The following is a 23,721-nucleotide window of genomic DNA, read 5'->3' on the forward strand; positions in this document are numbered from 1 at the left end:
TGGCTTGGGCTTCGGGGCCTTTGTGGGAGCGTGCTTGCACGCGAAGCCCCTGCCAAAGTCGGACCCGGGCAGGGGCTTCGCCGGCAAGCCGGCTCCCACAAAGGCGTCAGTCCTCCTCGGCCTTCTTGAACATGCCGAGGAAGGCCTTCTTGTCCAGCATCGGCTCGCGCATTACCGCCAGCATGTCGTCCAGGTGCTCCGGCGTGCTCATACCCACCAGCGAGGTGCCCAACCCCGGAGTGGACCGGTTGAACTGCATGGCGCGCTGCGCCGGATTGGGCAAATGCGCCAGTTGCTGATCGACCACCTCAACCGACTGCTGTGCCAGATGGCCCTTGAGCATGGAGTGCGACGCGAACATGAACACCTCTAGTTGGTGCGCGGCCTGCAATGGGCTCGCCACGTTGCCCTGCCCAGTCGCGGTGTTGAAACGGGTAAAGCCCTCCAGCATCACTTGGTTGAATGGCAGCATCCCCACTTTGAAGTGATGCCGGGCGTGGTCGTCACCCGTAACCGTCTGCGCAGCACGCTCGGCCAGCCCCTGCATGGAGGTGAGTGACTGGAACACCGCGGCATCCGTCTCCTCACGAAAGCCCTCGAAGGTGGAAATCCCGTACGCGCGGATCTTCTTCTCCTGCGCCGCCCGCTCCAGCATCTCGAAGACCGGCTCCAGCTTACGATTGGTCGGCTCCTTGCCAATCTCGTGGATGTGCACCTCGGGCTGGTCGATGATGAAGGCATCCAGCGTCTCCACCCCCATCAGCGAGCGCGATAGCTCCATCTGGTAGTGGATATATTCCGGGGTCAGCAGGTGCGCGCCCTTGGCTAAGTCGTCCTTCGTGCCCATGCCCTGGGATTCGATCTCACGCTGAAACCAAGCTTCCATGTCCTCCGGCGGCCCACCGCGCAGGGTCAGAAACCCGCCCTTGGAGATCAGGAACATCGCCTCGCGCGGCACCCCGGCCTCCAACGCGGTACGCACACCCGCCCCAACCGCCGCCAGCGAACGGCCATAGCGATAGTGAGCACCGGTATCGATCACGTTGATGCCCTCGGTCAGACCTCGGGCAACGATCGCGGAGATCTGCGCATCCACCTCCGCGTTGGCAGCGCCACCGAAGGTGCCTATACCGAGGCTGGACAGGCGCATCTTCGCGCGCGAGAACTCGCTGTAATGCCCTTCGGCGGCCTTGCCTTCGGACACAAACTGCTCCGCATAGCGGCGCGTGGCTTTCGCATTGGCGTAGCCAGGGATCAGTTTCTGGACGGCGTCCATGAAGCTCCTCGATCGTTTGCGGATCCTGAAATCGCGCCCTACCGGGATTGGCCACGCCAGCGCTTGGTATCACGCGGCCCGGCTCCAGCGGTCGAGCACAGGGAGACGAATCCTACTGCAGCGACAAGGATTTGCGAAAACCCGTAACAAGAGCATCGACTCGCGGGAGCCAGAATCGATAACCGGCATGACGTTTTCCCCATGAGGCCCCGAGCACCCCCGGCGAAGCCGGTTTGCCAAACCGGAGCACTCGATCTAAATAACACTAGTGAGACCCCATAAAGACAGGAGGGCTTCTCATGAAACTGCTACGACTAATTGTACCCACTGCCCTACTAGCGCTATCCGCCGGGCCCATCCAGGCCAGCGAGGGCACCTTCTCCACCCCTACCCTGATCCCGGAGATCGCCGTCAAGGCGGTGGAAGCCGCGATGGAGGCGTGCCGCGATCGCGATACACAAGTCGCCGTCGCGGTTGTGGATCGCCACGGGGTCTCTCAGGCCTTCAAACGGGATCGCTTCGCGGGCGCTCATACGGTGGACACCGCGATCAGCAAGGCCTACACCGCCGTCAGCTTCCGCACCGACACGCTCGAGCTGCGCGAAATGACCATGCCCGGCGAACTGGGCTACGGCATCCAGCACCTGCCCGGTGTCACGATCCTGGGCGGTGGCGTGCAAATCACTGCGGATGGACGCATCGTGGGTGGTATTGGTGTCTCCGGTGCACCCAGTGGCGAAGTCGACCACGAATGCGCAGCCGCAGGCATCGACGCCATCCAGGACGACTTGCTCTAGGGAGACGCTGATTTAATTGCACGTCCGCGCTCGAGTCGCTTTTGCGTGCGAACAAGGCGCGGTGACTGCCGTGCAGTCATTCTGCACAAGGGAACCGCAACGCTGTTCCCGCGCCCGTTTTTGATAACAACGGGCGGCCGAGCCCCTGCTTTCAATGGCTTGTGGGGTTAGTGCCCCCTGTTCCCCGATCCTGCGTTGCGCCGCTTGCGGGTAGAACCACTACCCGCTGCACGACGCGCCTTGTCTCGGAAAACAGGGGGCGCCAACGCGGACGTGCAATTAAATCAGCGTCTCCCTATTCCCTGCCCGTCGATAGGACCATACCCCTTGCGGGGGATGGTCCTATCCAAGAACCAACAGACCGAAGCGTGTTCCAATCGCGCCACCCTGTGCAACTGGGCACCACCAGAGCCTAGTCGTGCAACCAGGGATGGACGGTCAGCAGCCGTTCGATCCGCTCCCACAGTTCTGCACGGACAGGCCCCGTGCGCTCGGCATCCAGCCGAGAGATAAACAGCGATTCGTACCAGTCCTCCTCCTCGTCCATGTCCCAATCGACGTCGCGCAGCAGCGCCTGGCCCGAGGCGGGAACCTCGGCAGGCAGGTCGCGACCGCTGAGCATGGCCCAGACGCCGGTCCAGCAGCGGGCCAGCGCGAGGGGATGGTAGCCACCGCCGCCCAGGACCAGGAGTTTCGGTGTGCCGTCGGCGTGGCGCGGGCTGGTCTCGATCACGTCGTCGATGCACTGGAGGAAGCACTGAGTGGAGATGCCGAACTTGCCCAGCGGATCGGGCAGCAAGGCATCCGTACCGGCCTGGACGACGATGACGTCCGGCTGCCAGCGGGTGCGTACGGCATCCCAGATCGTGGTAAACGCGGCTCGGAATTCCGTGTCGTTGGTCTCTTTCGGCAACGGCATGTTGACCGCATTGCCGAGCGGACCGGTGTCTTCGATCCGCCCGCCCTCGAAGGGATAGCCGTATTCGGTATCCATGTGCAGAGAGACGGTCAGGACGTCGGGGTCGCCGACAAACGCGGCCTCGACGCCGTCGCCGTGGTGGGCATCAATGTCGAGATACAGCACGCGTTGACCGGCCTGGCGCAAGCGCAGAATCGCCAGCGCCGGGTCATTGAAGTAGCAGAAACCGCGCGCCTGGTCGGGAGCGGCGTGGTGCATGCCCCCCGCCGGGTTGAAGGCCATCTGACCACCCAACACGACCTCCGCACCCTGGATCGATCCCCAGGTCGCGGTCGCGGGCGTGGAGTAGAAGCCTGCGAAAAACGGGTTCTCGAAGTTGCCGATGTTGTGGCGGTCGCGGTAGCGCTGGAAGACCTTGCCCAGGGCCTCGGCACGCTGGATCGCGCTGACGTACTCGCGGGTGTGAAACCATTCGAGCTCGGCCGGCTGGGCCTTGCGCGACACGGCCATCTCCGCCGGTGTGATCGCGTCATAGGCCTCGATCAGGTCGATGGTCAGCGATACCCGCGGGATGCCCAGGGGGTGATTGTCGCCATAGCTGTGGCCACGATAGCGCGGGGCATGCAGCAGGGTCGCGTGGCGCCGAGCCGGGCCCCGCTCCAAGCCGTGGGCCTCGGCGTCGGTCTCGATCGCTTCAGGGGTGGCATTCACTGGCGCAGCCTCAAATAGATCTCGGGCAGGCGGCGCGGCAGCTCGTCCACGTGATCGATGATGGTGTAGTGGCCAGGACCAAAGATCGCCGGCAGGTAATCGGAACCGGACGGGTCCAGGGTGATGCAGAACGGGTGCACCCCGGCGTCGATCGCCTCCTTCATCGCCATGCGCGTGTCCTCGTGCAGGTAGCGCTGGTCGCCGCCATCGTCATAGTCGGCCGGGCGGCCGTCGGACAGGATCAGCAGCAAACGGCGCTGGCTGGAGCTGCGCTTGAAGGCCTCCAGTGAGTGGCGGATGCCCGCCCCCATGCGCGAGGCGAGGCGCCCGGAGATCCCCGCAATGCGATTGCGGACAGTGTCGTCCAGGCCCTCGTTGAAGTCCTTCAGCCAGTAGTAATTGACCTGGTCACGCTGCTTGGAGGCGAAGCCAGCAATCGCGCAGGGGTCACCGACCTTGTCGATGGCCTCGATGAACAACATGATCCCCTCGCGCACGCGATCCACGATCTTGCCCTCGCCGCTCGGATGCCGCGCCATGATGGACGTGGACATGTCCGCCAGCAGCAGTACCGAGGTGTCACGGTGCTGCACCGCGCGGCGGCGATAAATGAAGGCCTTGGGCGAGAGCCCGGCCTTCTTGTCCGCGATGAAATCGATCACCGCCTCGGTATCCAGCTCGTCGCCATCCATCTGCTTGCGCAGTGGAGCCAGGCGCTGCGGCCGCTGCATCTCCAGGCCACGCTTGAGACGCTTCAGGGTGTCGCGGTTATCAGCGAGGATGCTGGCGGCCAATTCGGCGTTCTCGTCGTCCAGGACGCGCTCGTAGAGGTTCACCCACTCGGATATGTAACGCTGCTCGCGATAATCCCACTCGGGATATGCGATGCCATCCTTACGCGGCACGTAGGGTGCAGCGCGCTTGGCGACCTGGGCCGGCTGCGGGATGCCGGTACCGATGCGGCCTCCGGTCCCTGAGGTCTCCTGCTGCGGCGTCTGGATATCCGCGTCGGGATCCTTTTGCGCCTGCTCCGGAGCCTGCTGCGGCTGCTCCTCCTGCTTCTCGCGCTCGAACTTGTGCTCGTCGTGCGCCTCGTGATCGCGGAAATCGGCGAGGCTGCCGTCCCGCTTTCTCTGCGGGTAAACCGGCAGCGACTGGTTCAGCGACAGCCCCGGCAGGTAGGCCTCGGCCCGTTCCTCGATGGTGATCTCGGGGAAGGCCTCGTCCGCGAACAAGGTCTCGCCCACTGCCCAGGCGGTGACCACATCCGCGTCCGGCTCCAGCATCGGGGTCAGGCGCGGGTCCTGTTCCTCGCCATGCAGGAGCGCCTGGTGGGCCTTAAGCGCAAAGTCGAAATAGACGGCGGCCGCCCCCTCCGGGCGTTCGTGCTGTTCAGCCAGTTCGACCAGACGCGGCAGAAAGTTCGGGATACGCGTGGCGATGCACGCGTTCACCCGCAGGTCCTCGGCCAAGTCGAAGAGGACCTGGAAACGGAACATGCGTTCGGCATAGTTCGCGAACAGCGGACGCCAGGTGAAACGCGACTTGTCGTCCAGCGGCGGGTGCTCGACCCCGGCGCGTTCAAACAGGCGCTGGACGTCGTCCTGTGCGTAGGTATCGAAGGCCAGGTGCGCGGCGGCATGCTGAGTCGCCACGATCGCCTCCTCACGCGAGTCCATTACCGCCGGCATGAACAGGCGCCGGCCATCGGTCTCGAGCATCGGACGGCCTTCGCCCGGCTTCCAGCTGGAATCGGCCAGCGGGATGTCGGCATCCAGCCAGGCCAGCAGCACCAGCCGCAGGAAGCGCCCGTGCATGCGCGGCCGGAAACCCGGCAGGGCCTCCAGCAACAGCTTCAGGCTCTCGTCACTCTCAAGACGGAAATACGCCTCGCCGCGCGAACGCCCAGCCTTCAGCAGGTCCGCGCCGCGCCGCGCCCAGGACAACAGGCCCTGGTCACCGACCAGGTTGCGGGCAATCGGGGCCCCCTCAAGGTAGGCATCCAGGGTCAGGCCGCGCTCGTCGAACAGCGTCTCCGCCGGCTCAATCAGGGCGCGCAGGCCCTCGATGCCACGCCCGCCCGCCAGCTTCTCGAAATCGGTCTCGAAGTAGGCACGAGCATCCGGCAGGCTGCGCGCGCACCAGCGCAGGCCGATCTCGGCCCACTCGCGCTCACCGTCCTCGCCCCAGGTGGCATAGACCCGGTCGGCCTGGGCCATGAAGCCTTCCAGAGCGTAGTTGGAGTTGACCCATTCCTTGAAGCGAGCCGCCTGCTCCAACCACAGCTCCACCGTCTGCATGTGCTCGGCCAGACGCGCGGAGTGACGCATAAAACTCTTGCCGGACTCGCGGTCGTGGAAGAACAGGTCGCGGGCGGTCGCGATCCAGCGCCGCGCGACGGTGGCGCCGAACGGCCGGATCGCCGGCAAGGCCTCTTTCGTGTCGCGGTGGGCGACGAAGCTGATGTCCTCCAGGTGCTGGAGGATCTCCTCGATCTCGACGAGTTCTTCGGCCTCGGGCTTCGCGTCGCCGTTGGTCGCGGTATCGTTCACGCGGCTTCGGACTCGGGGAAGTGGGCGTCGAAGATCTCCTCCAGCGCCTGGATCAGCTCCGGATCATCGGTGATCGGCGCAATCATCGCGGCGCGGCAGGCCACGCGCGGGCTCAGGCCCGCCTGCATCAGCTCGCCCGCGTAGGCCAGCGCGCGGGTCGAAGTGGCCTCTTCCAGACCGTGGTCCTTCAGTGCGCGTGCCTTGCGCCCGGCGGCGACCAGTTTCTCCACGCGGTCGGCGTCCAGGCCACCGGATTCCTTGGCCACGATCTCGCGCTCGACGTCTTCCGCCGGGTAGTCGAAGTGGATACCGACGAAGCGCTGCTTGGTGGAGGGCTTCAGGTCCTTCAGCACCGTCTGGTAACCGGGGTTGTAGGAGATCACCAGCATGAAGTCCTCGTGCGCATCGATGATCTGGGACTTCTTGTCCAGCGGCAGCTGGCGGCGATGGTCCGTCAGCGGGTGGATGACCACCGTGGTATCGGTGCGCGCCTCGACGATCTCGTCGAGGTAGCAGATCGCGCCCTCCTTCACCGAGCGGGTCAGCGGGCCGTCCTGCCAGACGGTCTCCTCACCTTCCAGAAGGAAGCGGCCGACCAGGTCGGAACTGGTCAGGTCCTCGTGGCAGGACACGGTCACCAGCGGCTGGCCCAGGACATGGGCAATGTGCTCCAGGAAACGGGTCTTGCCGCAACCGGTCGGACCCTTGAGCATCACCGGAAGACGCTTGGAATACGCCGCCCTGAAGATCTCGACCTCGTCGCCCTGGGGCTTGTAGAACGGGGCATCGCCTGCATCCCCCGGTTTCTCAATGACGTCGCGTTCCACACCGCGGATGCGGTTGATCAGGTTCTTCATGGGATCTCCGATGCCGGCCACTCGGGCCAGGGCTGGTGTATGCGCGGGTGCGGCGTTAGGCTGCGCCGGTTCGAGCGGACTGTGCTTCTGGGTCCGTCGTGTTCCCGCAGGCTTTGATGTATCATTCGCTGTTTATATTCTATCGAACCTGCGCCGTTGCATGAACCGAACGCCCGCTGGCGGCGGGGTTGTACGTGCGAAGGCGCGATCACTCGGATTCAGCGCGTTAATAGAGGACCCGGTATGAAACTTGTCAAGCTCGTCAAGCTGAACAACCTGCAGTACAACCCGAACCGCGACCCGGATTTCTACCGCCGCCCGATCAATGAGGAATTCCGGGTGCAGGCCGTGCTGAACGGATCCGGCACCGCCCAGTGCACCTTCTCGGTGGAAGGCGAGACCCTATGCGAGGGCAGCGTGTCCCTACCGGGCACCTTCGACTGCAAGTTCAGCTACGACACCGCCGGCACTCGCATTGGCGACCTGGTGATCGAGGGCAACGGCGAGACCTTCCACGAGAAGGTCCGTATCGACGTCCTGGAGCACGCCTGGATCGGCTGATCCTGGAGATTGCCCCACCCCGCGGCTTCGTCCCGGGGCGTACCACTCGAAGGCCCCGCGGCGACTCGCCCGGGGCCTTTCGCGTTTCCGGACCGGCCACAGCAGCGGCCCGATCAAAACACCCGCCCCCACCATCCCGAACGCGCACCCCTCCTCGTCATCCCGGCCGCTGCGCGGTTTCCGGGATGACGACGATTGGCGGGCGAACCTTCATCGTGACCGGAGAATGCCGGCAACGTGTTTCATTCGCCCCGTCGTCCGCCCCTGAACCGAACGTCTCCGCGCTGTTCGTGAACCCCGCTCCCTCCGTGGTGCCATCGCCCTTGCCCTTCTTCGTGCCTTCGTGCGCTTCGTGGTGAACAAGGAATCGCTGGCCTGAACGAAGAAAGCCCCGCGAGGGCGGGGCTTTCGGGTGCTGCGGGCAGTCCATGCTGATCAGTCGATCACGCCGGTCACCCAGTACTGCACGTATTGCGGGTGATCTTCGATGAAGCGGTCCACGGCCTCGGCGTAGGAGTTCTCCTGGGCGTAGAACATCGCCTCTTCCAGCACGTCCAGGTTCAGTTGCATGCGCGAGATCATCATCGCCACGTCGTGGTATTCCTCGGCGAAGCCCTCGCGGGCCAGAGCATGGATACGCTCGAAGCCACCCAAGGCCTCTTCCGGATCTTCCAGATAGCGCAGGTCATAGGCCCCGAACTTCCAGTGCGGGCTCCAGCCGGTAACCACGATCCATTCGTCGCGACGGATCGCGCGATCCAGGGCAGAGGTCATGCCGGCGCCGGAGGAGATCTGCAGGTCATAGCCGTCCAGGCCGTACGTCTCGATCGCATCTTCCGACAGACGCGTCAGGCCCGCACCCGGGTCAATGCCGGTAATGCGGCCATCCAGTTTATCCCGCACCGAATCTTTCTTGAGGTCCTCGATCGAACCCAGCTCGTCTTCGGGCACGTAGTTCGGGACGACCCAGCCGAGGCGGGCGTCACCGTACAAGGGCCCCAGATTGACGATGTCCTGGCCCACGCGCTCCATATAATCCTCGTGCGTACCCGGCAACCAGGCCATCAGCATCAGGTCGATGTCGCCAGCGGCCAGACCCTGGTACTGCGGAGCAATGTCGGTTTGAATCAGCTCGACCGAGTATCCCATTTCGTCCTCGATCACACGTTCGGCCAGCTTGGTCACGAACTCGGCGTCGGACCACGCGGTCCAGCCAATCTGGATGTCGTCGGCCTGAACGGTCGACACAGTCATCGAGGCGGCCAGCACGCCACCCAACAGGGTTGAGGTCAGTGTCTTGTTCATCGTGCTACTCCTTGCTTCGAGTGAAATCGATGGCGCGACGCCCAAACCGGAGGTCAATGACTCCCCTTGCGCCGCCGCCCCACGCTCTGAGTAATGCGGTCGAGCAGGATGGCGAGGATCACGACCCCCAGGCCGCCTTCGAAGCCCAGCCCGACATCAAGCCGCTGGATACCGGTGAGCACGGTGTTGCCCAGCCCGCCGGCCCCAATCATCGACGCGATCACCACCATGGAAAGTGCCAGCATGATGGTCTGGTTGATGCCGGCCATGATGGACGGCATTGCCAGAGGTAGTTGAATCTTGGTCAGAAGCTGGCGTCGATTGCAACCGAAGGCCAGCCCGGCCTCGATCTGCTCGCGGTTCACCTGACGGATACCCAGATTGGTCAGACGCACGACCGGCGGCATACAGAAGACCACCGTGGCAATGGCGCCCGGGACGGTGCCCAGACCAAAGAAGATCGCCGCCGGGATCAGGTAGACGAAAGGCGGCATGGTCTGCATCAGATCAAGCACCGGGCGGATCGAGGCTTCGACCCAGTCACTGCGCGCCATCGCAACCCCAACCGGCATGCCGATCGCCAGGGCCACCGCAGTGGCGGCCAGCACCAGCGAGAGTGTCTTGATGGTGGGTTCCCAAAGGTCCATGCCGAGAATCAGACCGAGCGCCACGATCGCGAAGATCCCGAAGCGCCAGCTCACCCGCCACCAGCTAAGCCCCACCAGGACCAGCACCAACAACCAGGCGGGAATCGCCAGCAACGCGCCCTCGAAAGAGTTGGTCAACAGACCCAGGAACCAGGCGATGCCGTCCAGGCCTGGCTCGAGGTTGTCGAGGATCCAGTCGACCGCCGTCTCGATCCAGTCGCCCACGGGGATATTGATGCGTCCTTCCATGTCAGCGATCTCCGTTCATGGCGGCCGCGGTCCGACTGCGATCCAGCGCTTCTACCAGTCGCGGCAACGTCACCAGACCACGGAAGCGGCCCTCAGAATCCACCACCGGGATGGATACCGGGCTTCGCGCAGCACGGGATGGAAGCTCCGCCAGAGCCATGTCCTCACCGACCGGCTCCAAGGTCACGGCCACCTCGCTGGCCGGGCGATCCACTGTCAGTTCGTTCAGACGCTTGGCCTGGACAATAGACCGGAAACGTCCATCGGCATTGAGGATCACGGCCTCGCTGCCCGGGACATGGGCGATGCGATTGCGTGCTTCGCCGGCGGTGGTGTCGGCATCCAGCACCGGGATATTCTCGCTATCCATGATGTCGCCGGCTTGGAACACCTGGGTGATGTCCACGCCGTGGAAGAACGAGCGGACGTACTCGTTGGCCGGGGCGGTGATAATCTCCTTCGGCATACCGACCTGTACGACCTCGCCACCTTGCATGATGGCAATGCGGTCGCCGATACGGATGGCCTCGTCGAGGTCATGCGAGATAAACACCACGGTCCGGCGATGCTCGCGCTGCAGATCCAGGAGCCGATCCTGCATATCCGTGCGTATCAGCGGGTCCAGCGCCGAGAAGGCCTCGTCCATCAGCATGATGGAGGGATCGGTCGCCAGCGCCCGGGCGAGACCCACACGCTGCTGCATCCCGCCCGACAGCTCGTCGGGATAGCTGCGGGCGTGCGCCTTCAGGCCCACCTGGTCCAGCGCCTCCAACGCCCGCTCGCGGCGCCGGGCACGGCCGACCCCGGCGATTTCCAACCCCAGTGCCGCATTGTCGATCACGGTCTTGTGCGGCATCAAAGCGAAGGACTGGAAGACCATTGCCAGATCCTCGCTGCGTAACCGGATCAGCTCGCGCTGGCTCATCCGCGTAACGTCGCGCCCGCGTACCTCCACGGTACCCGCAGTGGGCTCGATCAAACGGTTAAGCAGCCGCACCAGGGTCGACTTGCCGGAACCGGACAGCCCCATCACCACGAAGATCTCGCCCTCGGCGATATCAAGATCGCAGGCCTTCACGCCCACCGTATTGCCGGTGCGCTCGAAGATGGTGTCCTTGTCCAGCCCGTCCTCGATCAGCCTCAGGCCTTCCTGCGGGTTCGGCCCGAACACCTTGTACAACTCGCGCACCCGGATGATGGGTTCCATTCCACGCTCTCCCTGCAATAACGCACCGGGTTGCCAAACCCCGGCCCGGGCGGCCGATTACCAGTCGTACTGGCGGATGAACTCGGGAAGCTTGTCGACCATTTCATCCCGCCCGAAAAAGCGGTCGGCACGCGCCAGGCGCATTTCGTCCTGGATATCCTGGTCGCCACCGAAACAGAATACCGGAAGGTTGATCTGGTATTCCATGCGCAACATCCGAATGACATCCAGGGGATCGAAGGCCTCGATCTCGTCCAGATCCAGCAACAGGAAGCGATACAGCAAGATCTCGTTCCAGGGCCCGAGGTCCTCGAGATCGGTCACTTGGTGCAAGTGCCAATCTGGCGTCAGTGGAGACTGGAGCCGCGCGGTCATGTCCGCATCTTGCGTCATCAGGATGATGCGTTTCTCCAGGCGGCGCGCGATGGTCGGTTCAGACATAAAGGATCTCCGGGGTTTCGAAAAACGGACAGGTGCGGACGCTATCAGGCCGCCGCGATTCCGCGGTAGAGCCCGTCGATACGGGCACTGATCTCGTCCACTACCTGCGGTTCCAGTTGGCCATTCAAGCGCGACCGAACGCGCAGGCGCTCCGGTGACTCGCCGACCAGGCGCGCCTCGAGGATCGCGGTGGTCTCAGGGTCCTCGCACCAGACGCGAGCAATATGCGAGCCCTCTACATGAAGGCGCAGACGGCCACAGGGCCCTCGCGTCTCGAACACGTGATTGTCGCGATTCACCCGAATACCGTCGCGCACGGCCGGGGATCCCTGCCCGTCCGCCAGGTCCGCAAGTTCCTCACGCCCCACCGCCAACCACTGTTCGATGGTGGCCGAATCCGGTGACAGATTCCGAGCCGGCACGCCAAAACGGCGTTCCAGGACCGTGCGTAGCGCACTTTCGATCTGAACCGGTTCGGGCACCTGCGGGCACTGGCGCGCACAGTCCGTCATGCCCGTCTCCAGCGCCGGGCGCAGCCAATCTCGATACCCCTCGCTGGGGGCATTCACACAGGCGAGAAAACGCTCGACCGGAAAATGGCGCAGGAAGCTCGCACCAAACACACAGCCTTCATTGAGCGTGGCCGCGCCCGTGCCCATGATCTTGCGCCCCTGAACCCAGACATCCTGCCCCCGCGCCTCCACACCCTGGATTCCTAGCTCGCGCAGCACATCCATCGCAATCCCCAAGCCCATCGCGAACAGGTGACGGTGGCCCTGAGCAAGGACATGGCGCGGCTGAATCAGGAAGAAACAGGCCTGGTCGGCATCCACCCATACGGAACCGCCCCCCAGGGGGCGGCGCACCACCGGAACACCCTGGGCGGCACAGGCCGCCAGGTCGAGGTCGGCTTCCGCATCCTGGCTGGCACCGATCGAGATATGCGCCTCACGGGCATGCGCCCAGAGCAGACGCGGGGGGGCATCCGGCGAGGTAGTACCCGCCAGACCTGCGTAGAGCGCGTGGAGTTCTCCTGCGGAGCGGGCCCCGGCGTCGATCCACTCCGGGGTAACCGTCGATGCGACCAAATTTCAGCCCTCGGTCTGATCCTGACCGGAACCGGCGTCACCGCCCTTGTCGTCCGCGCCGGGCTGGTAGAAGTAACGGAAGTAGAAGTCACTACGCGAGAGATCCTCGTACAGCTTGGCGCGTTCCTCAACCCCGCTACGCATGATCTCGACCATCGCCATGGCCTGCTCGCCATCAATGATGTGGATCCCCCCGGTCAACTCCTGATCGGTATCAAGGAAATGAGCGGCCAACTCCTCGGGCTCCTGGATGTACACCAGGAAAGACTTGCATTCGGGGTCCTCAAGGTCCAACGGCTGCATCACGATCTTGCCAAGCCACGCCAGACGCGCGACTTGGTTGAACTGGTGGATATCGAGCTTCTTGCCCTTCTTGTACTTGTTAAGTTCGTTGCGGATCTCGCCAATATTGGCGATCTTCATCGATTTCATGAGTGTGCATCCTGCCGCGGGTGTTGCGGGAGCATAAACAACTCCGCACCCCGGTCGTAAAAAAACCCCGGCGGACCGGGGTTCTTGAGTGGGATACGCGGGAATTCCGCGCCCCTATTGCACCGTTCCCTGGCGCGTCAGATTTCTAACGGATTACCAGTCGAATCCGTCGTCTTCCTCTTCTTCAAAGCCCCCGACTTCCCTCAGGGTCTCTTCCAGTGCCCCGGGAGAACTGCGCAGACGCATGAAGCTGTGATCCCCCAGCATGCGCAGGTCAGGGAAGTGCACTGCCTTGCGGAACCGCATGTGCAACGCCTCGATCTCGCCGCCTCGGACCAGGATCTCGATCGGAACCGTTGCGGTATGACGAAACTCGCCAACATCGACAATCCCCAGCTGGTGAAGGTCCGCCGAATCCTGCGCCGCCCCGTCCTCTTCTCTGACCGCCACACCAATCACCGTGACGTCCTGGCCGGGAATATCCACCCGGTAAACCTCGCTAACTCCGGCCACCCGACTACTCAGGTTGCGGTCCAGCTCGTCGAGTGCGGCCTGCCGCGACCCGTGGCTACCCAACTCGTACGGCGCGTCAAAGCGCTCCATACCGAAGGTATAACGGTATCGGTTAAGGTCACGCTCGCTGAGGCCCTCCTCGGACCCGAATTCACGCTCAGAACCCAGCGTGTTCGCCAAACGATTCGTCACGTTTTCGACCGAGCCGTCCAGCCGATAGGCATGACGGAAATACTCCGGGTTGTTATAGCTCACCTGCAGGCCGCCATCGACCGCCGTCACGGACACACGGATCGGGGCGATGTAGCCGCCGCGTTCCTCGGAGCCGGCCACCGACAGCAGATCATCGTGGGTCACCACGACCACATGCCGGTCGTCACTGACCGGGTATTCGCCCAGGAACCGGAAGTCGGCCCCCTCCAGACGCTCCCGCACACTGGCGGCCTCGGCGGAGACATCCGTCCCCGATTCGGTGTAGGCCAGCACGAATGGCCGATACGTATCGGCCGCCACGGTCTGGCTGGCCGCGAACAGTGCAACCACCGCGACCATTCCGGCCGCACGCACATAGCCGCGCAAAGCATGAATTGCTCGCATGGCATCCTCCTTTGAATTCTCTGGTAAATCCGAGCGAAATACTCGACAGAAAGAAGGGCCCGGGACGCACACCCAGTACGTCACGGACCTCGGCATCACCCGCCATCCCTGGCAGACCCAGCCTTCCCCTCAAGGCCGGCGCGCCCTCCCGGGCACACGACACCGAAGCCCCGCGGCGGTCAGGCGACCGCCCCGGACCACCCCATCAGAAGCGGTACGCGTACCCGATCTCGAGCTCGTACTGACGCATCTCGATCTCAACATCTTGGCCGGGATCGAAAGCATTCGGGCCAGATACGCTCTGCCTCGGTGCATACATGGCAGCGAAGTTGATCTCGTGCTGCCCGAACTCCCGGGTGAATCCGGCTGTAAAGTGATCAGTCATCACGGCAGGCGCCAAGATATTCAGTGTCACTTCATTCGAACTGATCGGATTCTCGCCGCGGTTATAGCCCACTCTCCAAACCCAGCCATTACCGCCGTCAATCTGAGCGCCGAACTTGAAGATATTCACATCATCCCAGCCGAAGCCTGCACCGCCATCGGCACCTAGCATGCCGGCCGTATTCGAATTAGAGACCGCGTCAATCTCCGAATACCGAATCTTCTGGTAATCGGCCGACAATGTGACGTTCGGTGTGACATCCAAAGAAAAGCCGAGTCCGTAGGTAGACGGGATATCAAATTCCCCACCATTGGCGAATAACCCTGCGTACTCGTCGAAGTCTCCAGCACGGATCTTGGAGCGATAACTCGCCCCGACACGCGCGCCCTCTGCGAGCTCCGCTTGAAATCCGATCTGCGCGCCATAACCCCAGCTGGAATCCGTACGTCCACTGCTAAGGTTTTCAGGATCGTCGCTCATCCCTCCAAAGGTACTAATGCCCTCAGCGCTGAAACGCTGGTAGCTAATGATCGGGCTAAACCCAACGCTGACCCTTCCATCCGCAAATTTTTGCGCGTAAGTCGGGATGATGGCGATCTGCTCAAGGTTAATCCCCGCCGAACCATCACAGAATGGACCCGTGTTGGATGGAGTATTCGGGTCCATCTGGCAAACCTCATTCGAGAACGCCGGATAATCCGTATTCATGCCTCCGTTCCCAAGCAGGGCGATACCCCATGAACGGTTCTCATCAATCTGCTGGACAAACCCTAGCGAAGGGACAAAGAAGTCTTCGCTACCGCTGTCGACTTTCCCCGGTGCCAGGCCAAACGTACCCGGCTGGCCGGAAGGCATCCCCGAAACCTCGTACGAACGCTCGGGGCGGAAATAGGCGACAGATGCGTCAAATCGAGTTTCCATGCCGGCGATGCCAGCGGGGTTGATGCCCGGTGCGTAGGCGTCCTGGGAGATTGCCATACCGACGCCTCCCATACCCTTTGCCTTGGTGCCATAGCCGTGCGCGAAATAGCCGTTGGTGGCTTGCGCGACGCCAGCGGAACCCATCGCCAGGCCGACCGCGGCCGTCACCAGGCTGCGGCGAATGATGCGTGCTTCCATGTTGTATCTCCTTTGGTGGTCTTCTTGTTGTGATATGCGGACACCCCGGTTACGCGCGGCCCCCTTGTTTATGCCGCCGGTCCGGTTTGTACGGTGTCCCCACTACCCGCGTCACAGTGACCGACCGTGTCGCGAGTCTTTTCGGCAGGCGTGCTCAAGGACACTCGGGCGAATGGCCGTAAAAACCCTGCTCGAAACCTGAATATTCAAAAAGCCTTATTAACCCCCTGACATACGAAAGCCCCGGGGGTGCCGGGGCTTTCGCGATACTACCACTGATAATTTCAGGCTGTCTTCTCGTCTTCCGCCTCGTCGGCGTCGAAGTCGAAGGTGCCGACATCCTCTCCGGCCATTTGCCGTTTGACGAACCCGACATCGGTCGAGTTGAGTGCAAACGGGAAGGACAGGATGTCCGTCGGACTGGAATCGCCGTAGGGCCGGTTGCAAGCCGAGACCTCCTCGTCCGACTTGCCGGGACAACCGGAGGTCTGGAACGGCTTGCCAGAAGCAATCAGCTCCTCGACTTCCGACTGCGGCAGACCGAAGTCCACCACCTGGCCATCCGCGTTGAACTTCATGTCGTCGATACGCCCCCCGGCGTAGTCGATCACGAAGCGGCCCAGCTGCACGCGGCGCCACTGGTCCCGCGGGACCGGGTTCCAGTCTTCCATCAGCGAGCCTTCTTCCGGGAAGAAGGCGAACATGTGGTTGTGGCCGCCCAGATCACGAATGCGCTGGCAGACCTGCAGGATCTCTTCCTCGGTCTCGCCCATGCCGCAGATCAGGTGCGCGCCAAACTTCTCGGGACCGAAGATCTCGGCGGCCCACTCGATGGACTGCCAGTACTTGTCCCAGCTATGCGGACTTTCGACCGCCTTGCCACGGGTGCGCTCGAAGATCTCCGGCGTCACCGCATCCAGCGCGACGGTGAAGATATCGGCACCCTTGTCCCGCAGGAGCTGGAGGTCTTCGTAGCTCATGGTGGTCGGGTTGGACAGGATCGACACCGGGATATGGTTGACCTCGGCGACCCAGCGCTCCAGAAGCTCGACGGTGTCGGCATCGGAATTCGGGTGCGTGATCATGGAGATGCACATGCGCTCGAACTGGCCGGCGTCGGCGTGGTTCTTCACGCGCTCGATCACCTCGTCGTACTTGGCGGTGGGCCAATCCACACGGATGAAATTGCGGTCGGCGTAGTCACGCGATTCCTCGCGATGACGCGCCAGCCCGCAGTAGGAGCAGTTCGCACGGCAGCCTTCCGGATACGTGACCAGGAGGTTCAGGCAGTGCGTGCAGGAGGTGCGATGCATGGTGCCCGGGACCAGACCCAGCGTGATCGCGGCGGCGGTGGACATCTGCACGTACTCCGGCGAACGCATGTCCGGGGTCTTGATGTGATAGTCCGGCCGATAAAAATTGATTGGCGCGACCATCTCTTCTGCGCTTGCACTCATGAAAATTCCTCCAGCGTTGTCTCGGGGATGCCGGGCATCCGTCGACCGTGGCCGCCTACGCGGCCCGGTCACCATCGTTGAAATACTCGGAAAATGCAATCCATCCACGGCGCTGAGTGGCATCTTCCTGCGCCCGCGGGGTTCGCCAGTGTTCGTTGAGAAAGGCGCGGCGCTCGCAGGCCCGTTCCAGGGCCGGGCCATACTGGTCGCGCATCTCTTCGTCGTAGTCGGGAAAGGCCTCGTCGTCGCCCTCCAGATGAGCGATCGCGGCCTCACCTGCCGCCTCGCCCGAAACAACCGCCGCGGCGATACCCGCACCGGTGATGGGATGCGTCAGGCCCGCCGCATCGCCCACAAACAGAACGTCGTCGGCCACCAGGGAATCCCTCAAACCGCCCACCGGGATCGCCCCCCCGGTACGGTAGCGGATCTCCTCGCCCAGCAGTCCCTGCTCCACCAACTGGGCGTGCAGCGATTCCAGGGGAGCCTTCAGGTCGCCCGCAATGTCCTTGTCCGCACCTAGCCCCAGATTGGCCCACTCCCCCTTGGGAAACAGCCAAGCGTAGCCGCCTGGGTAGTCGTCCGACAACCAGACGTCGGTCGCGGTGTAGGACTTTTTCAGGGGCACGGTGTATTGCCGCGTCTGGACCACCGGCAGCGCCGGCAGGCCCAGCGACTCAGCCACCGGGGAATGAGGGCCATCCGCCGCGATCAACACGCGATACGCCACCTCGTGTTCACGGCCCGCATGCTTCACGCAGGCCACGTGCTTTTTAGCATCAACGGACACCAGCGGAGTAGAGGTGACCAGTTGCGCCCCGTTGGCCTCGGCGGCGCGAATGATGGCACGGTCAAACTCGCCGCGGTCGACCATCAAACCCGGGAAATCCGAATGCTCTACCGCCCCGGACGGCAGGAAGCTCTGCATCGAATCGATACGTTGCAGCAAGACGCCGTCGGGCCGTGCATAGGCGCCCATCGGATTGGGGATGAATTCGGCACACTGTACTGGCTCGCCGAAGGCCTTGTTGCGCTCGACCGCGAGCACAGAGAGGCCCGCCTCCGCGCAGACCCGCGCAGCGGATGCGCCGCCCGGGCCCAGCCCCACAACCAGCACGTCGACAGAAGCGGGCAGCATCAGCAAAGGTTCCTGTCACGAATCATTATTGCGCCGCCTGCTCGACCTCGGCCTGCGCCAGGGCCGACTGGATCGCCGCGACAAAATCGTCTGCGGTCAGCTGCAGCATCTCGACGTCCCGCTCGGCGAAAAACGCCCGCACGCGGTCTTCCATCTCGGCTTGCGGCGTATCGCGCATGGCCGCTTCCAGATCGGCAATCGTGCGGGCCGGCTTCACGAAGACATCGCCGGTAATCCACAGCTGCTTGAGTCGCCGACGCTCGGGGTCCAGCGCTACACCAACCCGCATCAGGCCACCGTCCGACTTGTAGATACTTTCGAGCATCGGGGCATCAGTCGCCGGACGGTTGCGCTGGTACACCCACTCCTCGGTATCGATCTCCGCCAATGCCTCTTCGAAGGCACGCCGCTCTTCCGGCAGCAGATCGGCGGCTTCGGTGCGCACACCGAACTCCTCCGCGAAGGCGCGTGCGATGGCGTCCTTCACCACCTCCAGAGCCGGCATGTCCTCCAATAGCGTCGCCAGGTTCACGACCCGGTCCCGCGCGGACTCGATTGCCTTGTCGGAGAGCTTCTCGGCTGGAATGCGCAGGATGCGCAGCATGTCCTCGACATCGAATTCGATCAGCAGCGTGCCCTGATACATGATCGACTCGCCATCGAAGGCGCCGCCGGTACCGGATATCTTGCGGCCATCAACCTCGATGTCGTTGCGCGGGCGGAATTGCGCGTCCACACCCAGCGAGCGCATGCCTGCGGCCGCCGCGTTGCAGATACGCGAGGCGATCCGGCCCATGTCCGCCGTGCCGAGGAAGCGCTTGTCCAGGTACAGTTCCCAGCCGAGCTGCGTAGCATCGAAATAGATCGCGCCGCCGCCGGTAATGCGGCGCTGGATCGCGATCCCGTGCTCCTTGCAGTATTCGGTGTTGATCTCCTGGTCGACGTTCTGGTGAAAACCCACCAATGCGCAGGGCTGGAACTGAAGGAAACGCAGGGTATGCGGCGACACCCCCTCCTGGTGACTCTCCAGCAGGGAACGATTGAAGGCCATGTTCTCGGCAGCCGGACGCAGCCCGGTATCCAGGATGCGCAGGGTCGTTTGATCGCGCTCAGGCATGGCAACCACCTCCCGCCGCAACCTCGCCCCCTTCGGTGACGATCCGGATCCCACCCAGGCCCTGGCGCGCCTTGCGCTCCTGCTCGCGCCGCCGGGCCTCTTCCGCCACGATGGTATCCAGATCCAGCTCGACGCCACTGCCAACGCCGGCATCCTCGGCCATCACTTCGTCGCCGACCGCGATGGAGCAGCAGGCCGGGGTCACACGGACCTTCTTGCCCAGCCGCGCCGCCAGCTCAACGACCCCCTCGGCCGGGTGCGCGATACCGGACAGGCCGGCCATCACGGCGTAGCTGTCGATCTGGCTCTTGGCCTGACCCGGCGGACGCGCACAGCCCAACAACAGCGAGGTGTCGCCGAGCCGCTCGCGCGCATCGTGGAAGAAGCGGCCCACTGCGTGCACGTCCGGGGTTTCGAACGGACGACTGGCCGGCGCATAGAACGGCATGACCACCACCAAAACCACGGCATCGGGCAGGTGCCGCGCCAGCATCTCCAGCGCGTTCCACTCGCCCAGCAACTTGCCGTAGTGCAGACCGATGACGATGTGCGGCACCACCTTCATGTTGGTGTTCACGAGACTCTCGAGGGTCTGCTCGAAGTCATCGACACTCCGGCGCAGGTGGTACACCTGCGTGATGGTGTCCTGGGCCCCGATCACATCCATCATCGCCGCATCGATCCCGGCCTGCTCCATGGACAACGCGATATTGTCATCCACCAGGGCGGTGTGCATTGCGATACGAAACTCCGGAAACTCGTCCTTTATCCGACGAATGGTGGAGTAGTAAGGGTCGTACTCCACCTCGTTCCGGTGGTTCGAGCCCCCCGTCAACAACATGCCCTGGGCGCCCGACTCGATGACGCTGTTCACCTGTCGCCAGAGATCGTCCGGGGTGCGTACGGCAATCATCGGCTCAAGGATCTTCGCCTTGCAGTGATCGCAGGCCAATTTGCAGTCGCCACCGGTAATCGACATCGCCGGCCAGGCGCTCTTGCCACAGTCGGCCAATTCGCTGGACTGATAGGACTTGAAGGTCGGGGTATAAAAGTGCACCGAACCCGGATCCGCAGGGCTTCGCAGGCTGTGCTGGAGGTCATCAACCAGCGACGGATCGACAGGGACGTCCTCGAGGGGTTCTACCCGCTGGATTACATCATTCCAGCTCGACATGGGCGTTCTCCGGGGTCGGCAGATTTCTTGAAGGTTTTACTCGGGTATTACCGAAAAAAAGGGGCCGCCCACCTCGACAAGGCGGCGGCCCTTGCAGCAACGGGTATCAGCAGCCGCCGAAACCGTCCGCTTCCATCTTCGCTTCGAAGCCCGACATGGCATCGGAACCGGCCTTCAGATCGCCGGCTTCGCCGTCCCAGTCTTCCGGCTTCAGCTTGATCAGCCAGCCTTCGCCGTAGGGATCTTCATTGATCAGGCCCGGATTGGCCGCGACCTTGTCGTTGGTCTCGGTGACTTCACCGGTGACCGGGGTCTTCGCCGGACCCACCCACTTGCCGGATTCGACGGTGGTGCAGGACTTGTCCTTCTTGACCGTCTTGCCCACCTTCTTCGGGGTGTAGGACACGATCGTGCCCGCCAGCGAACAAGCGTAGGAAGTCAGGCCAACCGTCGCGGTACCGTCGCTTTCCTTGCGCACCCAAACGTTGTTTTCAACGTTGTACATCAGATCTTCCGGAATATCACAACCCCGAACTGCACCCATGTCTTCCTCCAGGAATAATCAAATAAAGCGGGAAATTAAAACGTTATCGTTTTGTCACTGCGTAGTATCAGGTCAGCGAGCTCGCTTGCCCGATTGACTGCATCGACTTCGTCGATGAGATCCGAAGACGCGTCGATTCTATACCCCGGCAAAGCGGGCTGGCAAACGTGCAGCCGCACACCTGCGCGTTTTGCGTCCTGGATAAAATCCTTGATCAGCTTGCCATCCTCCATGGCACGCAAATCGTCCGCCACGCCCTTCTCCATCAGGCGCACGCCCTCCATGGTGAAGAAGATGTAGACATCCACATCCATCGATGCCATCACCGCGCCCAGATAGAACGGCGTGGCACAACGTCCCGGCGTGGACGGGCCGGAGGTCATGATGATCACGACCGTCTGCTCGTCGTTATCCAGGTAGTAATCGTCGTTGGAGTCGCCCATAGAATCGCTCACCGCAGCTTGCGCTGGCACTGGATGTCGTCATCCTTGGCCCGTTTGCAGTAGCCCTCTTCCGCCTTATCGCCGGTCACAAACGCCTCAAGCGCGGACTCGATACCGTTGGTTGGCTCGACCCGGGCGATCCAGGCATTGTAGGGATCGGAGTTCAGAAGCACCGGGTTCTCCAGCACCTCTTCGTTCCCCTCCACAATCTTGCAGTCGATGAAGTTGGGGATCGGGCCGGCCCACTTGCCGCTCTCGATCGTCGCGACCGGCTTGCCGGGTGGTCGGCGGGTACCTGGTCGCCGCACGCGCACGTGGATGATCTTTCCCGCGATGGTCTGCGACAAATCGGTCATCCCCACGGTGAGGGTGTCGTCGTCCTCACGGCGAAGCCAGATCTGGAACTCGTCGTCGTAGAACAGCTCAGGGTGAAACTCGCAACCGTTGCAATCCATGTTTCGCCTCGTTCCCGGGACCGAGCGGACCCTTGCCTCCACAAAAAACGGGCGCCTCGCGCCCGTCTTCTGAACTCGTCAATGGGCCATGCTGGGCATGGGTCCGGGGATCAGATGACCCCCTTCTCCTTCAGCAGACCAATCGAGTCACTCACGTTCTCGTGAATGCCCAGCTTGCGCGGGGACAGACCCATGGCCAACCCAAGCAGCTGGGTGAAGTACAGCACCTTCACGTCCGTCTTGATCCCGAATTCGGTCTCGGCACGAACCTGGTGCATCTCCAGGCCAGAGTGGCAGGTCGGGCATTCGGTGGCAATCACTTCCGCACCGGAATCCTCGGCCGACTGCAGCAGGTTCAGCACCAGCTGGGTCGAGGTATCGGAATCGGACAGCGTATGCGCACCGCCACAGCAGGACGTCTTCAACGGATACTCGACATTCACGGCGCCAGCGGCACCCAGAAGGTCATCCATGAAGTGCGGCTGATAGCTGGACTCGGAGCCCGGGCCATTGTCCTTCTCGGGGAAGATCTGGCGCGGACGCGTGTACATGCAGCCATAGTAGTTGGCGACCTTGATGCCGTTCAGGCTCTTGGTCATCTTCTGCTTGATTCCTTCGGGACCCAGCTCTTCCATCAACCACTCGAGCAGATGCAGCGTGCGCACGTCGCCGCTATAGACCGGATCGTCCGACTTGCGCGCCAGATCCTGGACGGTGTTCATCGCGTCTTCGGAGGTGGCGGTTTCGAACTCGGCCTTCTTCAGATTGTGGTAGCAGCCGTTACACGGCGCCATCACGGTATCCATGCCCATCTGCTCGGAGGCAATCGCCATATTTCGGGCGGACAGATAGGTCTGCAGCATCGGATGGATGTTCTTCACCTCCATCGCGCCACAGCAGTTGTAGTCGCGCAGGTTTTCCATCTCGAGCCCAAGCGCCTTGACCAGTACACGGGTGGAGCGGTCGTACGGACCACCGGACCCTTCGAGTGCGCAACCCGGATAGTAAGCAACCTTAGCCATGAGCGGCCTCCTTCTGTTCGCGCACGTAATTCTTCAGCACATCCCCGGTCTTACCCCAGGACTTGGTACGCGGCGTATGAATCGTATTGAAGCCCATCGCCATCAGATGCTTCACCGGCAGGTGCTTCATCATGCGGAAGATGAATACCTTCAGCCATTCCTGAACCAGCGGCTGACCGGTCTTCTTGAAGAAGTTCTGCATGACCTTGCCGTCTTCAATGCGGCCGGTCTTGTAGATCTGATCGGCGAACTCTTCGTCGAAGTGCGTGGACGGGGCCTTTTCGGTGATCCCTTCCTCTTCCATCCAGTGCGCGAGTGCCTTCATCACGCCCTCAGGCTTCACATCCTTCGGGCAGATGTTGGTGCACTTGTTGCAGGACACGCACTGCCAGATGATGTCCTTGTCCTTGACCAGCTCTTCCTTCATGCCCAGGCGGGTCAGGTAGATCCAGTAGCGCGGATTGAACTGAACATTCTGCGCGTACATCGTGCAGGAGTTGGTGCAAGACCCGCACTGCCAGCAACGGTGAACGTTCTCACCGCCGGCAAAACCCTGGATCTTCGTCTCGAAATCGTCGTCGTAGTCGCGGACGGTGCGCGGGGAAATCATCGTGTTCCAGTGACCGGACACATCCACCCCATCCACCACCAGCTCGTCGTGCTGCTGGAGGCGCTCGTCCTCGATCAGTGCCTTTTCATGTATTGCCATGACGTC

General features: G+C 62.8%; 23 protein-coding genes. 2 read left to right on the forward strand and 21 right to left on the reverse strand.

Features of this window, described 5'->3' with window-relative positions:
- Nucleotides 1-106: 106 nt before the first annotated feature.
- Entirely contained in the window at nucleotides 107-1,276 is a 1,170-nt protein-coding gene (locus tag D002_RS0102115; RefSeq protein ID WP_018140261.1) for an aldo/keto reductase, read from the reverse strand.
- Nucleotides 1,277-1,575: 299 nt separating this feature from the next.
- On the opposite strand from D002_RS0102115, the gene D002_RS0102120 reads away from it, so the two are divergent.
- Complete coding sequence (locus D002_RS0102120; RefSeq protein WP_018140262.1) at nucleotides 1,576-2,073, forward strand: heme-binding protein; 498 nt, start codon at nucleotides 1,576-1,578, stop codon at nucleotides 2,071-2,073.
- 412 nt (nucleotides 2,074-2,485) lie between these two features.
- Here the strand turns inward: D002_RS0102120 and D002_RS0102125 are convergent, their stop codons facing one another.
- The 3 genes from D002_RS0102125 to D002_RS0102135 are packed head-to-tail and all read right to left on the reverse strand — an operon-like array spanning nucleotide 2,486 to nucleotide 7,112.
- Nucleotides 2,486-3,703 (reverse strand): acetoin utilization protein AcuC, encoded by a 1,218-nt coding sequence (locus D002_RS0102125; RefSeq protein ID WP_018140263.1) that lies wholly within the window; start codon nucleotides 3,701-3,703, stop codon nucleotides 2,486-2,488.
- The gene (locus tag D002_RS0102130; RefSeq protein WP_018140264.1) at nucleotides 3,700-6,255 is read right to left on the reverse strand and encodes a nitric oxide reductase activation protein NorD; all 2,556 of its coding nucleotides are present in this window, start codon (nucleotides 6,253-6,255) and stop codon (nucleotides 3,700-3,702) included. The genes D002_RS0102125 and D002_RS0102130 overlap by 4 nt, the downstream gene beginning before the upstream one ends.
- The gene (locus tag D002_RS0102135; RefSeq protein ID WP_018140265.1) at nucleotides 6,252-7,112 is read right to left on the reverse strand and encodes a CbbQ/NirQ/NorQ/GpvN family protein; all 861 of its coding nucleotides are present in this window, start codon (nucleotides 7,110-7,112) and stop codon (nucleotides 6,252-6,254) included. Before D002_RS0102135 ends, D002_RS0102130 begins: the two co-directional genes overlap by 4 nt.
- A gap of 243 nt (nucleotides 7,113-7,355) precedes the next feature.
- Here D002_RS0102135 and D002_RS0102140 point away from each other — a divergent pair, with 243 nt between their 5' ends.
- Nucleotides 7,356-7,673 carry a hypothetical protein gene (locus D002_RS0102140; protein ID WP_018140266.1) on the forward strand — a complete coding sequence of 106 codons (318 nt, stop codon included), beginning with the start codon at nucleotides 7,356-7,358 and terminating at the stop codon, nucleotides 7,671-7,673.
- Nucleotides 7,674-8,108: 435 nt separating this feature from the next.
- Here D002_RS0102140 and D002_RS0102145 read toward each other — a convergent pair whose 3' ends face one another.
- The 17 genes from D002_RS0102145 to D002_RS0102225 all read right to left on the reverse strand — a co-directional run bounded on the left by D002_RS0102145 (nucleotide 8,109) and on the right by D002_RS0102225 (nucleotide 23,715).
- Complete coding sequence (locus D002_RS0102145) at nucleotides 8,109-8,978, reverse strand: glycine betaine ABC transporter substrate-binding protein (protein WP_018140267.1); 870 nt, start codon at nucleotides 8,976-8,978, stop codon at nucleotides 8,109-8,111.
- A 53-nt stretch (nucleotides 8,979-9,031) separates the two neighbouring features.
- A complete protein-coding gene (locus D002_RS0102150; protein WP_018140268.1) occupies nucleotides 9,032-9,874 on the reverse strand; it encodes a proline/glycine betaine ABC transporter permease in 843 nt (280 codons plus the stop codon).
- 1 nt (nucleotide 9,875) lies between these two features.
- Nucleotides 9,876-11,081 (reverse strand): glycine betaine/L-proline ABC transporter ATP-binding protein ProV, encoded by a 1,206-nt coding sequence (gene proV, locus D002_RS0102155; RefSeq protein WP_018140269.1) that lies wholly within the window; start codon nucleotides 11,079-11,081, stop codon nucleotides 9,876-9,878.
- Between the two features lie 57 nt (nucleotides 11,082-11,138).
- On the reverse strand, nucleotides 11,139-11,522 hold the full coding sequence (locus D002_RS0102160) for a hypothetical protein (RefSeq protein ID WP_018140270.1): 384 nt from the start codon (nucleotides 11,520-11,522) through the stop codon (nucleotides 11,139-11,141).
- Nucleotides 11,523-11,566: 44 nt separating this feature from the next.
- Nucleotides 11,567-12,610 carry a lipoyl protein ligase domain-containing protein gene (locus tag D002_RS0102165; RefSeq protein WP_018140271.1) on the reverse strand — a complete coding sequence of 348 codons (1,044 nt, stop codon included), beginning with the start codon at nucleotides 12,608-12,610 and terminating at the stop codon, nucleotides 11,567-11,569.
- Nucleotides 12,611-12,613: 3 nt separating this feature from the next.
- Nucleotides 12,614-13,042 carry a hypothetical protein gene (locus tag D002_RS0102170; protein ID WP_018140272.1) on the reverse strand — a complete coding sequence of 143 codons (429 nt, stop codon included), beginning with the start codon at nucleotides 13,040-13,042 and terminating at the stop codon, nucleotides 12,614-12,616.
- A 153-nt stretch (nucleotides 13,043-13,195) separates the two neighbouring features.
- Nucleotides 13,196-14,152, reverse strand: a complete 957-nt coding sequence (locus D002_RS0102175) for a hypothetical protein (RefSeq protein WP_018140273.1) — start codon at nucleotides 14,150-14,152, stop codon at nucleotides 13,196-13,198.
- A gap of 205 nt (nucleotides 14,153-14,357) precedes the next feature.
- Nucleotides 14,358-15,656, reverse strand: coding sequence for an OmpP1/FadL family transporter (locus D002_RS0102180; RefSeq protein WP_018140274.1), 1,299 nt, complete (start codon nucleotides 15,654-15,656; stop codon nucleotides 14,358-14,360).
- Between the two features lie 284 nt (nucleotides 15,657-15,940).
- On the reverse strand, nucleotides 15,941-17,113 hold the full coding sequence (locus D002_RS0102185; protein WP_018140275.1) for a radical SAM protein: 1,173 nt from the start codon (nucleotides 17,111-17,113) through the stop codon (nucleotides 15,941-15,943).
- Between the two features lie 55 nt (nucleotides 17,114-17,168).
- Nucleotides 17,169-18,251, reverse strand: a complete 1,083-nt coding sequence (locus tag D002_RS0102190; protein ID WP_018140276.1) for an NAD(P)/FAD-dependent oxidoreductase — start codon at nucleotides 18,249-18,251, stop codon at nucleotides 17,169-17,171.
- A 25-nt stretch (nucleotides 18,252-18,276) separates the two neighbouring features.
- Entirely contained in the window at nucleotides 18,277-19,368 is a 1,092-nt protein-coding gene (locus tag D002_RS0102195; RefSeq protein WP_018140277.1) for a biotin/lipoate A/B protein ligase family protein, read from the reverse strand.
- Entirely contained in the window at nucleotides 19,361-20,542 is a 1,182-nt protein-coding gene (locus D002_RS0102200; protein WP_018140278.1) for a radical SAM protein, read from the reverse strand. Before D002_RS0102200 ends, D002_RS0102195 begins: the two co-directional genes overlap by 8 nt.
- 106 nt (nucleotides 20,543-20,648) lie before the next feature.
- Entirely contained in the window at nucleotides 20,649-21,086 is a 438-nt protein-coding gene (locus tag D002_RS0102205) for a glycine cleavage system protein H (protein ID WP_081610800.1), read from the reverse strand.
- A 35-nt stretch (nucleotides 21,087-21,121) separates the two neighbouring features.
- Nucleotides 21,122-21,529 carry a DsrE family protein gene (locus D002_RS0102210; RefSeq protein ID WP_018140280.1) on the reverse strand — a complete coding sequence of 136 codons (408 nt, stop codon included), beginning with the start codon at nucleotides 21,527-21,529 and terminating at the stop codon, nucleotides 21,122-21,124.
- Nucleotides 21,530-21,537: 8 nt separating this feature from the next.
- Nucleotides 21,538-21,984: a glycine cleavage system protein H gene (locus D002_RS0102215; protein WP_018140281.1), complete on the reverse strand. Its 447-nt coding sequence runs from the start codon at nucleotides 21,982-21,984 to the stop codon at nucleotides 21,538-21,540.
- Nucleotides 21,985-22,094: 110 nt separating this feature from the next.
- The gene (locus tag D002_RS0102220) at nucleotides 22,095-23,006 is read right to left on the reverse strand and encodes a CoB--CoM heterodisulfide reductase iron-sulfur subunit B family protein (RefSeq protein ID WP_018140282.1); all 912 of its coding nucleotides are present in this window, start codon (nucleotides 23,004-23,006) and stop codon (nucleotides 22,095-22,097) included.
- Nucleotides 22,999-23,715, reverse strand: a complete 717-nt coding sequence (locus tag D002_RS0102225; RefSeq protein ID WP_018140283.1) for a 4Fe-4S dicluster domain-containing protein — start codon at nucleotides 23,713-23,715, stop codon at nucleotides 22,999-23,001. Before D002_RS0102225 ends, D002_RS0102220 begins: the two co-directional genes overlap by 8 nt.
- Nucleotides 23,716-23,721 lie beyond the last annotated feature (6 nt).

This window comes from Thioalkalivibrio sp. ALJ7, assembly GCF_000376865.1.
Lineage (GTDB): Bacteria > Pseudomonadota > Gammaproteobacteria > Ectothiorhodospirales > Ectothiorhodospiraceae > Thioalkalivibrio.

What these genes read in the sequence shown, in the direction of transcription:
- D002_RS0102115 (WP_018140261.1), bottom strand. Translation starts at nt 1,276, where the DNA reads ATGGACGCCGTCCAGAAACTGATCCCTGGCTACGCCAATGCGAAAGCC.
- D002_RS0102120 (WP_018140262.1), top strand. Translation starts at nt 1,576, where the DNA reads ATGAAACTGCTACGACTAATTGTACCCACTGCCCTACTAGCGCTATCC.
- D002_RS0102135 (WP_018140265.1), bottom strand. Translation starts at nt 7,112, where the DNA reads ATGAAGAACCTGATCAACCGCATCCGCGGTGTGGAACGCGACGTCATT.
- D002_RS0102140 (WP_018140266.1), top strand. Translation starts at nt 7,356, where the DNA reads ATGAAACTTGTCAAGCTCGTCAAGCTGAACAACCTGCAGTACAACCCG.
- D002_RS0102145 (WP_018140267.1), bottom strand. Translation starts at nt 8,978, where the DNA reads ATGAACAAGACACTGACCTCAACCCTGTTGGGTGGCGTGCTGGCCGCC.
- D002_RS0102150 (WP_018140268.1), bottom strand. Translation starts at nt 9,874, where the DNA reads ATGGAAGGACGCATCAATATCCCCGTGGGCGACTGGATCGAGACGGCG.
- proV (WP_018140269.1), bottom strand. Translation starts at nt 11,081, where the DNA reads ATGGAACCCATCATCCGGGTGCGCGAGTTGTACAAGGTGTTCGGGCCG.
- D002_RS0102160 (WP_018140270.1), bottom strand. Translation starts at nt 11,522, where the DNA reads ATGTCTGAACCGACCATCGCGCGCCGCCTGGAGAAACGCATCATCCTG.
- D002_RS0102170 (WP_018140272.1), bottom strand. Translation starts at nt 13,042, where the DNA reads ATGAAATCGATGAAGATCGCCAATATTGGCGAGATCCGCAACGAACTT.
- D002_RS0102175 (WP_018140273.1), bottom strand. Translation starts at nt 14,152, where the DNA reads ATGCGAGCAATTCATGCTTTGCGCGGCTATGTGCGTGCGGCCGGAATG.
- D002_RS0102180 (WP_018140274.1), bottom strand. Translation starts at nt 15,656, where the DNA reads ATGGAAGCACGCATCATTCGCCGCAGCCTGGTGACGGCCGCGGTCGGC.
- D002_RS0102185 (WP_018140275.1), bottom strand. Translation starts at nt 17,113, where the DNA reads ATGAGTGCAAGCGCAGAAGAGATGGTCGCGCCAATCAATTTTTATCGG.
- D002_RS0102190 (WP_018140276.1), bottom strand. Translation starts at nt 18,251, where the DNA reads ATGCTGCCCGCTTCTGTCGACGTGCTGGTTGTGGGGCTGGGCCCGGGC.
- D002_RS0102195 (WP_018140277.1), bottom strand. Translation starts at nt 19,368, where the DNA reads ATGCCTGAGCGCGATCAAACGACCCTGCGCATCCTGGATACCGGGCTG.
- D002_RS0102200 (WP_018140278.1), bottom strand. Translation starts at nt 20,542, where the DNA reads ATGTCGAGCTGGAATGATGTAATCCAGCGGGTAGAACCCCTCGAGGAC.
- D002_RS0102205 (WP_081610800.1), bottom strand. Translation starts at nt 21,086, where the DNA reads ATGGGTGCAGTTCGGGGTTGTGATATTCCGGAAGATCTGATGTACAAC.
- D002_RS0102210 (WP_018140280.1), bottom strand. Translation starts at nt 21,529, where the DNA reads ATGGGCGACTCCAACGACGATTACTACCTGGATAACGACGAGCAGACG.
- D002_RS0102215 (WP_018140281.1), bottom strand. Translation starts at nt 21,984, where the DNA reads ATGGATTGCAACGGTTGCGAGTTTCACCCTGAGCTGTTCTACGACGAC.
- D002_RS0102220 (WP_018140282.1), bottom strand. Translation starts at nt 23,006, where the DNA reads ATGGCTAAGGTTGCTTACTATCCGGGTTGCGCACTCGAAGGGTCCGGT.
- D002_RS0102225 (WP_018140283.1), bottom strand. Translation starts at nt 23,715, where the DNA reads ATGGCAATACATGAAAAGGCACTGATCGAGGACGAGCGCCTCCAGCAG.